11 protein-coding genes are annotated in these 14110 nt (G+C 62.2%); 4 read left to right on the top strand and 7 right to left on the bottom strand.

Features of this window, described 5'->3' with window-relative positions; translation table 11 throughout:
* Positions 1-20 precede the first annotated feature (20 nt).
* Both clpS and clpA read left to right on the top strand, forming a co-directional pair.
* Positions 21-329, top strand: a complete 309-nt coding sequence (gene clpS, locus VI26_RS19155; RefSeq protein WP_048411364.1) for an ATP-dependent Clp protease adapter ClpS — start codon at positions 21-23, stop codon at positions 327-329.
* Positions 329-2605 carry an ATP-dependent Clp protease ATP-binding subunit ClpA gene (clpA, locus tag VI26_RS19150; RefSeq protein ID WP_048411363.1) on the top strand — a complete coding sequence of 759 codons (2277 nt, stop codon included), beginning with the start codon at positions 329-331 and terminating at the stop codon, positions 2603-2605. Before clpS ends, clpA begins: the two co-directional genes overlap by 1 nt.
* Positions 2606-2806: 201 nt before the next feature.
* Here clpA and xerD read toward each other — a convergent pair whose 3' ends face one another.
* Positions 2807-3691: a site-specific tyrosine recombinase XerD gene (gene xerD / locus VI26_RS19145; RefSeq protein ID WP_156183966.1), complete on the bottom strand. Its 885-nt coding sequence runs from the start codon at positions 3689-3691 to the stop codon at positions 2807-2809.
* 640 nt (positions 3692-4331) lie between these two features.
* Between xerD and VI26_RS19140 the strand changes: the two genes are divergently transcribed.
* Both VI26_RS19140 and VI26_RS19135 read left to right on the top strand, forming a co-directional pair.
* Entirely contained in the window at positions 4332-8264 is a 3933-nt protein-coding gene (locus VI26_RS19140; protein WP_048411362.1) for a non-ribosomal peptide synthetase, read from the top strand.
* Positions 8248-8445, top strand: coding sequence for an MbtH family NRPS accessory protein (locus tag VI26_RS19135; RefSeq protein WP_048411361.1), 198 nt, complete (start codon positions 8248-8250; stop codon positions 8443-8445). The genes VI26_RS19140 and VI26_RS19135 overlap by 17 nt, the downstream gene beginning before the upstream one ends.
* A 79-nt stretch (positions 8446-8524) precedes the next feature.
* Here VI26_RS19135 and VI26_RS19130 read toward each other — a convergent pair whose 3' ends face one another.
* From VI26_RS19130 to VI26_RS19105, 6 genes are all read right to left on the bottom strand, one after another.
* Positions 8525-8995 (bottom strand): methylated-DNA--[protein]-cysteine S-methyltransferase, encoded by a 471-nt coding sequence (locus VI26_RS19130; RefSeq protein ID WP_048411360.1) that lies wholly within the window; start codon positions 8993-8995, stop codon positions 8525-8527.
* A 206-nt stretch (positions 8996-9201) separates the two neighbouring features.
* On the bottom strand, positions 9202-9570 hold the full coding sequence (gene rplS / locus VI26_RS19125; RefSeq protein WP_048411359.1) for a 50S ribosomal protein L19: 369 nt from the start codon (positions 9568-9570) through the stop codon (positions 9202-9204).
* Positions 9571-9574: 4 nt separating this feature from the next.
* On the bottom strand, positions 9575-10342 hold the full coding sequence (gene trmD, locus VI26_RS19120; protein ID WP_048411358.1) for a tRNA (guanosine(37)-N1)-methyltransferase TrmD: 768 nt from the start codon (positions 10340-10342) through the stop codon (positions 9575-9577).
* On the bottom strand, positions 10342-10824 hold the full coding sequence (gene rimM / locus VI26_RS19115; protein WP_231581059.1) for a ribosome maturation factor RimM: 483 nt from the start codon (positions 10822-10824) through the stop codon (positions 10342-10344). Before rimM ends, trmD begins: the two co-directional genes overlap by 1 nt.
* 59 nt (positions 10825-10883) lie before the next feature.
* Positions 10884-11132, bottom strand: a complete 249-nt coding sequence (rpsP, locus tag VI26_RS19110) for a 30S ribosomal protein S16 (RefSeq protein ID WP_019102878.1) — start codon at positions 11130-11132, stop codon at positions 10884-10886.
* 107 nt (positions 11133-11239) lie between these two features.
* Complete coding sequence (locus VI26_RS19105) at positions 11240-13915, bottom strand: bifunctional acetate--CoA ligase family protein/GNAT family N-acetyltransferase (protein ID WP_048411356.1); 2676 nt, start codon at positions 13913-13915, stop codon at positions 11240-11242.
* Positions 13916-14110 lie beyond the last annotated feature (195 nt).

Raw genomic sequence — 14110 nt, 5'->3', positions numbered from 1 at the left:
CAGATTCCACGAAAGCCGACATGTCTACGCAGTTCAAGGACGATGCCATACAAGAGGCGTCCCGGGTAAAAGACACACCGCCCGCGATGTATAAGGTCTTGTTATTGAACGATGATTTCACCCCTATGGATTTTGTGATCCAGGTCTTGCAGCAGTTCTTCCATATGAACCGCGAAAAGGCCACCCACATCATGCTGCAAGTCCACACGCAAGGTCACGGCGTGTGTGGCGTTTATACCAAAGACGTGGCTGCAACAAAGGTCGAGCAGGTGTTGCAATATGCGAAAGCACACCAGCATCCGCTCCAGTGCGTTATGGAGGAAAACTGATGATTGCCCAGGAGCTTGAAGTAAGCCTGCACATGGCGTTCATGGACGCAAGGCGCAAGCGCCACGAGTTCATCAGCGTGGAGCATCTGTTACTCGCGATGACCGATAACCCGTCGGCCGCCGAAGTACTGCGCGCATGTGGAGCCAATATCGACCAACTGAAAAAACAGTTGGGCGACTTCATCGATGAGCACACCCCCACCGTGCCAGGGGAGGCAGAGGTGGAGACTCAGCCCACGCTAGGATTCCAGCGCGTGATACAGCGCGCCATCCTGCACGTGCAGTCTTCCGGCAAGAAGGAAGTCACCGGAGCCAATATCCTGGTGGCCATCTTCGGCGAGAAGGATTCCCACGCGGTCTACTACCTGCATCAGCAAGGCATTTCGCGGCTGGATGTGGTCAACTTCATCTCCCACGGGATCACCAAGCAGCGCTCGCAGCAGCCGCCGCAGGAACCCCGCGACAGCAATAACGAGGCGGAGAGCGAAGAGCAGGCCACCGGTCCGGGCGGGGCGCTGGAGAACTACACCCAGAACCTCAACCAACAGGCGCGCGACGGCAGGATAGACCCGCTGATCGGCCGCGAGCCCGAACTGGAGCGCACGGTGCAGATTCTCTGCCGCCGCCGCAAGAACAACCCGCTGCTGGTCGGCGAGGCCGGCGTGGGCAAGACCGCCATCGCCGAAGGACTGGCGCGCCGCATCGTCAACGGCGAAGTGCCGGAAATCCTGGCCAAGTCCACCGTCTACGCGCTGGACATGGGCGCGCTGCTGGCCGGCACCAAGTATCGCGGCGATTTCGAACAGCGGCTGAAAGCGGTGATCAAGCAACTGACCGAGGACAGCAACGCCATCCTGTTCATCGACGAAATCCACACCCTGATCGGCGCCGGCGCGGCCTCCGGCGGCACGCTGGACGCGTCCAATCTGCTGAAGCCGGCGCTGTCCAACGGCAGCCTGCGCTGTATCGGGGCGACCACCTACAACGAATACCGCAGCATCTTCGAGAAGGACAACGCGCTATCGCGCCGTTTCCAGAAGATAGACGTCAACGAGCCAACGGTGGAACAGACCGTGGAGATCCTCAAGGGGCTGAAATCGCGCTTCGAGGCCCACCACGGCGTCAAGTACACGCAGTCGGCGCTGTCCACCGCGGCCGAACTATCCGCGCGCTTCATCAACGACCGCCACCTGCCGGACAAGGCCATCGACGTGATTGACGAAGCCGGCGCGGCGCAGAAGATTCTGCCCAAGTCCAAGCAGAAAAAGGTGATCAACAAGACCGAGATCGAGGACATCGTCGCCAAGATCGCGCGGATTCCGCCCAAGACCGTGTCCTCCGACGACAAGAACGTGCTGAAGAACCTGGAGCGCGATCTGAAAAACGTGGTGTTCGGTCAGGAAAAAGCCATCGAAGGGCTGGCCAGCGCCATCAAGATGACGCGTTCCGGCCTGGGCAATCCGCAAAAGCCGATCGGTTCCTTCCTGTTCTCCGGCCCCACCGGCGTCGGCAAGACCGAAGTGGCGCGCCAGTTGGCCTACATCCTGGGCGTGGAGTTGATCCGCTTCGACATGTCCGAGTACATGGAACGGCACGCGGTGTCGCGACTGATCGGCGCGCCTCCGGGCTATGTCGGCTTCGAACAGGGCGGCCAGCTGACCGAGGCGGTCAACAAGCATCCGTACGCGGTGGTGTTGCTGGATGAGATCGAGAAAGCCCATCCGGACATCTACAACGTACTGTTGCAGGTGATGGACCACGGCACGCTGACCGACAACAACGGCCGCAAGGCGGACTTCCGCAATGTGGTGATCATCATGACCACCAACGCGGGCGCCGAGTCGCTGTCCAAACCGACGCTGGGCTTCACCCAGACCAAGGTGACCGGCGACGAGATGGGCGACATCAAGAAACTGTTCAGCCCGGAATTCCGCAACCGCCTGGATGCCATCATCCCGTTCAAGATGCTGGACGAGCAGATCATCCTGCAGGTGGTGGACAAGTTCCTGATGCAGCTGGAGCAGCAACTGGCGGAGAAGCGGGTGGACATCCACTTCACCGACGAGCTGCGCCGCTACTTGGCGAAGAACGGCTTCGATCCGCTGATGGGCGCCCGGCCGATGGCGCGCCTGATTCAGGACACCTTGCGCAAGGCGCTGGCGGACGAGTTGCTGTTCGGCCGCCTGGTCACCGGCGGCGATGTCACCATCACCGTGATCGACGACAAGGTGGAACTACAGTTCGATCATCAGGCGCTGGCGCCCGAACCGGCCTGACACTCGTCTTGTCATCCATGACGCCCGCGCAAGCGGGCGTTTTTCTTTCTCGTTCTCAGAGCCTGTTTACGATCTCGCGAGCTAGGGCAAGACAAGGCGAAAACGAGCGAAAAAGCGGAATGTACTCGTGGCACATGAGCATTTTGAGTTCGTACTCACCGTTCAACGCTTCACGAAGCGCAACAGACTTTGAGCAGCTTCTCAGCCACGCGGATGGTGTTTGGCGTGCAGCTGCTTCAGCCGCTCGCGCGCGACGTGGGTATAAATCTGGGTCGTGGAAATATCCGAATGCCCGAGCAGCAATTGCACCACACGTAAATCGGCTCCGTGGTTGACCAGATGGGTGGCGAAGGCATGGCGCAACACATGGGGACTCACCGCCGGCAAACCCTGACGCTTGGCGTATTGCGAGATCAGATACCAGGCCATCTGCCGCGTCATGCCAGCCTTGCGCTGGGTCACGAACACCATGTCGCACACCGCTCCCGCCAGCAACAGCGGCCTGGCCTCCGCCAGATAGCGCTGCAGCCATTCCTGAGCCAATTCACCCAGCGGCACCAACCTCTCCTTATTGCCCTTGCCCATGGTCTTGACCAAGCCATCCAACAGATTGAGTTGCTGCAGCGTTAGCCCCACCAATTCCGACACTCGCAGACCGCTGGCGTACAACACCTCAAGCATCGCCCGGTCGCGCAGCCCCAGCGGCGTGCCCACATCCGGCGCGGCCAACAGCGCCTCCACATGCCGCTCGGACAGCGACTTGGGCAAGCGCAGCCCCAGCTTGGGCGCGCGCAAGCGGGCGCAGGGATCATCGTCGCGCAGCCTGGCTTGCGCCAGGTACTGGTAAAAACGCTTCATCGCCGACACCATACGCGCCCGAGTGGCCGGCTTTTCGCTATCCACACCGAGTAGCAAAGCTTGCTCCAGTTGCTCCGGGCTGGCCTCGACCATGCGCGCCCCGCCGGCCTCCAGCCGAGCAGCCAGCTTGTCGAGGTCGCGCCGATAGGCGGACAAGGTGTTCTTGGACAAGCCGTCACTAAGCCATAGCTGATCCAGGAATCCGTCTATGGCATCCCTCGCCGCCATCCTCTCCTCGCTTATCGCTTCTCTCTCCATCATCACCAGACAATACCCACGTCATTAATGCCAGTTGCGGCAGCATGCAACTCTTAACGCCGTCCACGCCAATTTGCAATCCATTTCTACGCCGACTTGAAAAACAAGCATTTACTTCTCCCAATCCGGCGCGCTTCAACGCGAACTTATTGCACCGCAAAAATCATATTGAATAAACAGATACACTTAAAACATCATTTGTCATATTATCCCGCCAAAATTAAATCAACAAAGAAGCCCTTCGCGGCCTAGCGGCTGATCATGAAGCGCTTCCAGGAACCTGTTCGCCAGCTTGCGAGCAAGAGCGAGACAAGGCGAAAACGAGCGAGAAAGCGGAATGTACAAGTGGTACATGAGCATTTTGAGCTCGCACTCACCGTGTAACGCTCCACGACGCGCAGCAGACTTTGAACAGGTTCTAAGAAGTAAATACAGCACTAGCTCACCCACCTACAGAAACGACCCGGCAGCAGTGGCCCCCCACCCTACCGGCAGGGGTCCTATTGCGCTCGATTTTCCGACGCCAGCGCCCAAGACACGCGGCGCCAGCCAGGGTCGATGCGCTGCAACGCGCTTGAACTCGCTATATTACATTCGCTAGGAGTGACCCATGAGCAACACACCAGCATTGCGCCATCCGCTGACTTCGTCCCAGGCGGAGGTCTGGCTGGCCCAGACCCTGCTGGGCGACAGTTCAGCCTACAATCTGTCCGACTATATCGAAATCCATGGCCCGGTGGACGCCACCATCTTCGAAGCCGCATTGCGCCAGATGCTGGCGGAAACACCCGCTTTAGGCGTCTCGTTCAAAGCTGACGCGCTCGGCGTCAGCCAGCAGCCAATCGAATGGCAATCCTGGCGGCTGCCATGCCTGGACTTCAGCCAGGCCGAGAACCCAAGCGTGGCCGCCGAACAATGGATGCAGCAGGACTGCAATCAGCCTTTCGAGCAGGAAGCCGGCCCGCTGTTTCGCTACGCGCTGCTCAAAATCTCGGAACAGCATTATTTCTGGTACCAATGCCTGCCCCATATCGCGATGGACGGCTGGGGCAATGGCTTGTTGGTGCAGCGCGTCGCCCATCTCTATACCGCAATGAGCGAAGGTTGCGAGCCCGCCACCAGCCCCTTCGGCGACTTTGGCCGCCTGGCGCAAATTGACGCCGACTACCGCGCGTCCAGCGCCTTTCAGGAGGACCGCGACTTCTGGCTGGAGTATTGCGCGACGCTGCCGCCACCGGCCAGCCTCAGCCCACGTCAGGAGCCTATGCGCGGCCTGAGGCGCCATCGCCTGCGGCTGAGCGGCCCCATTGTCCAGCGCCTGCGCGACAGCGCCAAGACCTTGGCCATTCCACTGCCCCAGTTGCTGATTTCCATCATCGCCGCCTATTTGCAGCGCATCAGCGGTCAACAGGAGCTGAGCATAGGCATCCCGGTCGCCGCGCGCAGCCAGCGCGAGCAACGCGCGATTCCCGGCATGCTCGCCAATGCGTTGCCGATGCGGCTGCAAGTGCGGCCGGACATGACCATCGACGAAGTCGCGCGTCAGGTCAGCCGCCAGGTCCGCCAAAGCCTGCGCCGCCAACAATACCGCTATGAAGACATGCTGCGCGACCAGCAAGGCCAGACCGGACGCGGCCACCTGTTCACCACCACCATCAATGTGGTGCCCTACGATCACGACCTGCGCTTCGCCGGCCACGGCACCACGCCGCACAACCTCGCCAACGGCCCGGCGGTCGACCTGGGTTTCGACATTTTCGACCGCAGCGACGACAAGGCGCTGGAGATAGGCTTCAACGCCAACGCCGCCCATTACGACGCGCCAGCGCTGGAGCGTCATATGCAGCGCCTGCTGCAACTGATGCGAGTGCTGGGAGATAATCCAACGCAAACGCTGGGCGATATCGAACTGCTCTCCGACGCGGAACGCGAGGCCTTGCTGGCGGCCTCGCGCGGTCCCAAACTCGCTGTCGCCGCGGACACCCTGCCCGCCTTGTTCGAACGTCAAGCCGTCCACGCCGCGCACAGCATCGCGGTCCAGCATGGCGAGTTCAGCATCAACTACGCGGAGCTGAATGCGCAGGCCAACCGGCTGGCCCATCAACTGATCGCCGACGGCGTCGGTCCCGAAGACATCGTCGCCTTCTGCCTGCCGCGCTCGCTGCGGCAAATCGTCGTGCTGCTCGCCATCGCCAAGGCTGGCGCCGCCTACCTGCCGCTGGACCCGCGCTACCCGCCCGAGCGTCTGCGGCTGATGCTGGAAGACGCGCAGCCGCGTCTATTGTTGAGCGATGGCGACTGGAGCGGCGAGCTGCCGGCCGGCCTTGCGCAACAGAACCTGGATCAGCCGGAATTCCAGGCCGCGCTCCAGTTGCGCAGCGCCGCCGACCCCGACGACGGCGCACGCCGCGACGCCTTGGGCCCGGCCAATATCGCCTATGTGATCTACACCTCAGGCTCCACCGGTCAGCCCAAGGGCGTACTGGTGTCCCATGCCGGCATCGCCAACCTGGCCGCTTTTCAGAGCGCCACGCTGGAAGTGGGGCCCGGCAGCCGAGTGCTGCAATTCAGCTCCATCAGCTTCGACGCTTCGTTCTGGGAAATCGCCATGGCGCTGCTGTCCGGCGCCACCCTGGTCATGGCCGATCACGAGGAGCAATTGCCGGGACCGGCGCTGGAACGTCTGCTGCGCCAACAGGAGATCAGCCACCTGACCCTGTCCCCCAGCGCCTTGGCCAATCTGTCGGTGGAAGCGCTGCCACAACAGCTGCGCTTGATCGTGGCCGGCGAGGCTTGCCCACCGGCGCTGGCCGGCCTGTTCGGCCTGCAGCGCAAAATGTTCAACGGCTATGGCCCCACCGAAGCGACGGTTTGCGCCACGCTGAGCCAGCTGGACGGCGACGGCAGCGCCCCGATAGGCACGCCGCTGCCCAATGTGCAGGCCTATGTGCTGGATGCCAAGCTGCAACCGCTGCCGGTCGGCGTTGCCGGCGAGCTGTATATCGCCGGCGTCAGCCTGGCGCGCGGCTATCTGAACCGTCCGGCGCTGACCGCCGAGCGCTTCATCGCCAACCCCTTCGAGCCGGGCGAGCGCATGTACCGCACCGGCGACCTGGCGCGCTGGACCGATGACGGCCGGCTGGAACACCTGGGCCGAGTGGACCAGCAAGTGAAAGTGCGCGGCTTCCGCGTGGAGCTGGGCGAAATCGAAGCCGCGCTGGCGCAGCACCCGACAGTGGCCAGTGCCGCCGTCATCCTGCACCCGCAGCCAAGCGGCCATCAGGCCCTGGCCGCCTATGTCGTCGCCCAGGCCGACGCGCGGGCGGAACCCGCTCAGTTGCGCCAATACCTGGCGCAAATACTGCCGGAATATATGGTGCCCTCGTCGATCACCCTGCTGGACAGCATGCCGCTCAGCCCCAATGGCAAGCTCAACCGCCAGGCGCTGCCCGAGCCTGCGCAAGAAAGCGGCCGCGATTATCGGGCGCCGCGCACACCGCCGGAGGAAATCCTGTGCGGGCTTTACGCCGAAATCCTCGGCTTGAACGCCGTAGGCATAGACGACAGCTTCTTCGAGCTGGGCGGCCACTCCCTGCTCGCCACCCGGCTGATCAGCCGGATCCGTTCTATTTTCCAGCTCGAGCTCGGCATCCGCAGCCTGTTCGAAGCGCCCAGCGTCGCCGCGCTGGCGCAACGCATCAGCCAGGCACAGCCGGAAAATTCCTTCGCCATCCTGCTGCCGCTGCAACCCAAAGGCGAGCGCGCGCCGCTGTTCTGCATCCACCCAGCCGGCGGCCTGGGCTGGCCCTATGCCGGCCTGATCCGCCACCTTCCCGGCGATCAACCGCTATACGCGCTGCAGGCGCGCAGCCTGTCACAGATGGAAACCCGCCCAGAGTCGGTGGACGAAATGGCGGCCGACTACCTGCGCCAGATCCGCGCGGTCCAGCCCCAGGGTCCCTATCATCTGCTCGGCTGGTCCTTCGGTGGCCATATCGCCCATGCGATGGCCATCTTGCTGCAGCAGCAAGGCGAACGGGTGGCGCTGCTGTCCATGCTGGACAATTACCCCCAGCCCTCGCGCCTGTTCCAGCCGGAAGACCAGATCATCCAGCAGCGGCTGATGAGCGCGCTGTCGGACGGCGCAGTGGCGCCGGGCGAAGACTACGTGGCGCGCGTGCGCGAACATCTGGGCATGTCCGGTCTGGACGCCGGCCTGTTCGACGCCATCCTGCGCGAATTCAAGGCCGCGCCGGTCTTGATGAACGCCCACGACTTCCAGTGCTTTGACGGTGATCTGCTGTTCTTCCGCGCCAGCGAGGACCCGCTGCGCGATGAGTTCCAGACGCCGGAAGCGTGGCAGGCCCATATCGGCGGCGACATCGTCGTCCATTCCATCGCCTGCCTGCATGAAAAAATCATGCGCCCGGAAACGCTGACTCACATCGGCCCGGTGCTGGCCGCAGCGCTGCGCCAGGCTCAGGAAGCCGCCACCCCCCATCCATCCCAGAACCAGGAGCCCAATGATGTCGAACTTGTTTGATTTGCCGGACGGCGAATTCATGGTATTGCGCAACCAGCAGGGCAGTCACTCGCTCTGGCCATGCGCGATCGCCGTCCCCGCCGGCTGGAGCGTCGCGCATGGCCCCGCGCCGCGCCAGGATTGCACCCGCTATATCGAGACCATCTGGCGCGATATGCGGCCGGAGCACATTGCAGCCTGATGCCGGCTCGGAATTCCGCCGATGACTCGCAAAAAAAGCGCAAGACGATGTCTTGCGCTTTTTCCTGAGCCCCCAAGCTTCAGCCGAACTCGAACTCATGCGCCAACAACCACTGCTTGATGTCCACCGTCTCCCGCCCCAGGGAACGATTGAACCCACCCAAACTATTACGCGCCACCACGCGGTGACAGGGCACGATGATGGGCACCGGGTTGCGGCCGCAGGCATTGCCCACCGCCCGCGCCGACGACGCCAACGCCGTGGCGATATCCTGATAACACAAGGTTTGTCCGCTGGGTATCTGCGCGATGGCGCGCCATACCTGCAGCTGGTGCTCGCTGCCCGACAAACAGTACGGCACGCTGAAATGGAAGCGTGGGTCCGCGTAATAGGCGTCCAGTTGCTGGACGAGTTCCCGTTCCAGGCTACCCGCAGCCGGCGGCAACAGCGGCTGGCGCTGGGCCAGAAACTCCAGCCGCAGCAAAAAGCCGTTCCGGCATACCATGCCCAATTGCCCGAACGGCGCGTCGATCACCGCAGAATAATCCATGCCGCCTCCGCCATCATGCCAAGAGTCCACTCACAGTCTAGTGAAGCAGTGCGACGCAAGGCGTTTGGCTCGCCCGCGGCTTGAACCAGCGCTTATCGCTCAAGGTGTGTGGGACGCTCAGCCAACTTTGAACCGCCAAGAAAAAAGCGCAAGGCATCGCCTTGCGCTTTGAACTGTCATCAGGTCCAGGCCTGACTCGGCCAGGCTTAGCCTTGCTTGCGAGCCGGCAGCTTTTCCTTAATGCGTGCGGATTTGCCGGTACGGCCGCGCAGGTAGTACAGCTTGGCGCGACGCACGTCACCGCGGCGCTTCACTTCAACGGAAGCCACCAGCGGGGAGTAGGTTTGGAAAGTACGCTCAACACCTTCACCAGCGGACATCTTGCGCACGGTGAAAGCGCTGTTCAGGCCGGCGTTCTTCTTGGCGATAACCACGCCTTCGTAAGCCTGCAGACGCTCGCGGTTGCCTTCCTTAACCTTTACCTGCACCACAACGGTGTCGCCCGGAGCGAATTCCGGCAGGGTTTTGCCCAGGCGGGCGATTTCTTCTTGCTCGAGTTTCTGGATCAGATCCATGAGATTACTCCTGGTTTTTCTGGAGATCTTGTTCCTGCTGGTACTCCGCCAGCAGCCGAGATTCCTGTTTTGTCAAAACGCGGCCTTGCAGCAAATCCGGGCGACGTTGCATCGTCCTGCCCAGAGCCTGTTTCAGCCGCCATTTAGCGATCAGCGCATGATTACCGGACAACAGCACATCCGGCACCCGCATGCCCTGATAGTCTTCGGGTCGGGTATAGTGCGGACAATCAAGAAGCCCGTCCACAAATGAATCTTCGTAAGCCGACTGAACATCGTTCAGCACGCCCGGCAGCAAACGCACCACCGCGTCCATCAGCACCATCGCCGGCAGCTCGCCGCCGGACAACACGTAGTCGCCGATGGAAATCTCCTCGTCGACCTCGCGCTGGATCAATCTTTCATCCACGCCTTCGTAACGGCCACACAGCAGGATCAGGCCCGGCTGTTGCGACAGTTGCGCCGCTTTCGCGTGCGTCAAAGGGCGGCCTTGCGGCGAAAGATAAATCACATGGCTGCGCTCGGCGCCGGCTTGCGCCTGCCTGGCCCTGGCCGCCGCGATGGACTGCGCCAAGGGCTCGATCTGCATTACCATGCCGGGACCGCCGCCGTAAGGGCGGTCGTCTACCCGACGGTAGTTGTCATGCGTGAAATCGCGAGGATTCCAGGCCTGAAACCCCCAGATGCCCAAATCAAGCGCCCGCTGGCTGACGCCAAAGCGGGCGATGGAATCGAACATCTCCGGAAACAGCGTGATCGCGTCGATCTGCATCAGTAGTCCAGACCCCAGTCCACCTGGATCTTGCCTGCGGCAAGCTGGACCTCCAGCACATACTGATCCACGAACGGGATCATGCGCTGCGCGTCCGCGCCCTGCACCACCAGCACATCGTGCGCGCCTGTTTCCATCAGCTCGCTCACCTTGCCCAGCACATCGCCTTGCAGATTGACGACTTCCAGACCGATCAGATCGGCCCAGTAGTATTCGCCCTCTTCGGCGGCGGGCAATTCAGCGCGCGGAATGGCAATTTGCTTGCCGCGCAACGCTTCCGCGCCATCGCGGTCTTCCACGCCTTCCAGCTTGGCGACCAGCGCCTTGGGCTGAAGAGCGCCATTTTCAAATGTGTACGGCTTCCAGTCGTTCTCCTGACCCAGCCACCAGACCGGGTAGTCGAACAAACCGTCAGCGTATTCGGTGTCGGCCTGGATCTTGACCCAGCCCTTGACACCAAAGGCGCCACGCACAAACCCCATTAATACGAGATCTTCCTTGCGCATGCGCCTAGTCCGTCCGATATGAAATCAACGAACGCTTAGGCAGCGGCCTTCTGCTCTTTCAGCAGCTTGGCAACAGCGTCGGAAACTTGAGCGCCAACGCCTACCCAGTGGTTCAGGCGGTCCATGGTGAAACGGACGCGCTCTTGCTTCTCATTGGCAACCGGGTTGTAGAAGCCAACGCGCTCGATGAAGCGACCGTCACGACGGTTACGGGAATCGGTCACCACGATGTTGTAGAACGGACGGTTCTTGGCGCCGCCACGTGCCAGACGAATCACTACCATTGTCGATTGTCCTTGAATAAAAACGGTATGTAGAAAAGCCCACGATTTTAGGTCAGTTTTCCCTTATCTTGCAAGCGCTTAATGCAAGACGGCTGTCAAGCCCGCCGTTACAGGCTCTTGGACACCATGGTCAGAGCCCGGTCTTCCGGGTGCGGCTCCACCGAAAATCCCAGTTTATGCATCAATTTCAGCATGCCTTTATTGCCGGCCAGCACCTCGCCGCGCATCACTTTCAAGCCCTGCTCCCGCGCCGCGTCGAACAAGGCGCTCATCAATAGATAGCCTATGCCCTTGCCCTGCCAGCGGTCCGCCACCTCCAGCGCGAACTCGCAGCCCTCGTTGTCCGGATCGGTGATGAAGCGCGCCACCGCCAGCATTTCCTCGCCATCCTTGTGCTCGCGCGTCATCGCCAGCGCCATCTCGCGGTCGTAGTCCAGCTGGGTGAAGCGCACCAACATGCTTTGCGACAATTGCTTGATGCTGGACAGGTAGCGGTTGTAGCGGCTTTCTTCCGATAGATTGCGCACAAACTCCTGTTGCATATCCGCATCTTCCGGACGCACCGGGCGCACCATCACATTGGTGCCGTCGTTCAATTTTGCGCACACCACCATGTGGCTGGGGTAAGGCATGATCGCCATATGGCCGTAGCGCTTCAAGTCCGGCCGCGGCGGGCGCACGATGATGCGGGCATCCAGCGCGATCACGCCCTGCTCGTCGGCGATCAGCGGATTGATGTCCATCTCGCGCAGCTCCGGCAGCTCGCACACCATCTCCGACACATGCAGCAGCACATCAGCCAGCTCGTCCTGATCCACCGCCGGCAGGTTCTTGAACGCGCCCAGCAACTGGCCGATGCGGGTATGGCGGATCATGCTGGCCACCAGATAGTCGTTGAGCGGCGGCAGAGACAGCGCGCGGTCGTGCATCACTTCCACCGCGATGCCGCCGGCGCCGAAAGTGATCACCGGGCCAAAGGCCTCGTCGTGGGTGACGCCCACCATCACTTCGCGCGCGAAGCGGCGCTTGCGCATCGGCTGCACCGACACCCCGTCGATGCGCGCCTCCGGCCGCGCCAGCCGGGTGCGGCGGATGATGGCGTCGAAGGCCTCGCGCAATGTCGCCTCATTGCTGATGTTCAGTTCAACGCCGCCAACGTCGGACTTATAAATAATGTCCGGCGAATCAATCTTCAGCACCACCGGGTAGCCGATCTTGTCGGCCAGCTTCACCGCCTCGTGCGCGGTGCGCGCCAGCTTGGTCGGATTGACCGGGATATGGAAGGCCGCCAACACCTCCTTGGATTCGCGCTCGGACAGAATCTCGCGGCCATCCTTCGCCGCCGCGGCGATGACCTTGCGCGCCTTGGCCACATCGGGATCGGCGCGCTTGCCCTCCAGCGGCCCCGGCGTCTGCAGCAGCAATTGCTGGTTGCGCTGGTAGGCCGCCAGATTGCGGAACACCTCGATGCCGTATTCCGGCGCGCGGAAATGCGCGCACTTGGCCTTGGAGAACAGCTCGCGGCTCTCCGACACCTTGGCGTCCCCCAGCCAGGACAAGAACAGCGGCTTGCTGCTCTCGCGCTGCAAGCCGATCATCAATTGCGCCGTGGTCAGATGGTCGGTGCCGGCCTGCGGCGTGAAGATCACCATCACGCCATCCACATTGGGATCGTCCAGACAGGCTTTCACCGCGGTGCGGAAGCGGGCAGGACTGGCGTCGCCGATGATGTCCAGCGGATTGCCGCGCGACCAATTGCGCGGCAGCACTCCATTGAGCAGCTCCAGCGTTTCATCGGATAGCTTGGCCAGTTCAACCCGGTTGGAATAGGCGCTGTCGGCGGCCAACACGCCGGGGCCGATGCCGTTGGTGACGATGGCCAAGCGCTTGCCGCCCACCCGGTAATTGGCGGCCAGCACCTTGGCCGCTGTGAATAATTGGGCGATGGTGTCCACCCGCAGCACACCGGCGCGCGCCAGCGCGGCGTCGAACACATCGCCGCTTTCCACCAGGTTGCTGGAATGCGTGACCCCGGTGACCGCGTCTTCGTAACGGCCGGACTTGATCACCACCACCGGCTTGGTGCGCGCCGCCGCGCGCAAGGCCGACATGAAGCGGCGCGCGTCGTGAATGTGGTGGACATGCAACAGAATGCCCTGGGTGAAATTGTCCGCCACCAGGTAATCCAGAATTTCGCCGAAACCGACATCCAGCGCATTGCCCACCGAAATCACGCTGGAAAAGCCTATGCCCTTGCTGTCCGCCCAATCCAGCATCGCCGTGCACAGCGCCGAGGACTGCGACACCAGCGCCAGATTGCCCGGCCTCACCTTGCTGGTGTAATTGCTGGCGTTGAAGCCCGCCACCGGCCGCATCAGGCCCAGCACATTGGGCCCCAGGATGCGGATGCCGAAATGGCGGCTGATCGACAGCGTCTCGTTGATGATCTCGCGCTCCAGCTGCTCGCTGTCGGCGAACTCCTTGGCCAGCAGCACCGCCTTGATGCCCTTCTTGCCGCAATCCTTCATGATGGCCGGCAGGGTTCGGGTTGCCGTCACCACCACCGCGATATCCACCGGCTCATTGATCTGGCGCACCGAGGCCACGGCGGGAATCCCGGCCACCACCTTGTGATTGAGGTTGACCGGGAACAACTTGCCCTGGAAGTTGCCCGCCAGCAGATTGGCGAACACCGCCTGCCCGATCGAGCCAGGCGTGTCGCTGGCGCCAACCACGGCAACGCTGCGCGGCGAAAACAACGGAGTCAGGTAATGCGGCCTCATTAGATGATCATCCTTGGAAATAGTGGTAAGCGGCGCCAGGCCGGCGCTGCGCGCGCAAGGCCCGCCCTCCCGGCCCCGGCCAAAGCCCCATCATGCCGGCGGGATCCCGAGCCCATCTTGACCTCAGGCAAGCCCGCGTTTATCCCTTCACGCCGCCCGGCGATGCCTGCGCGAATGGACTGGCGCGGACACTAC

This window comes from Chromobacterium sp. LK1, assembly GCF_001043555.1.
Lineage (GTDB): Bacteria > Pseudomonadota > Gammaproteobacteria > Burkholderiales > Chromobacteriaceae > Chromobacterium > Chromobacterium aquaticum.
This window is presented reverse-complemented; position numbering and strand designations above follow the sequence as displayed.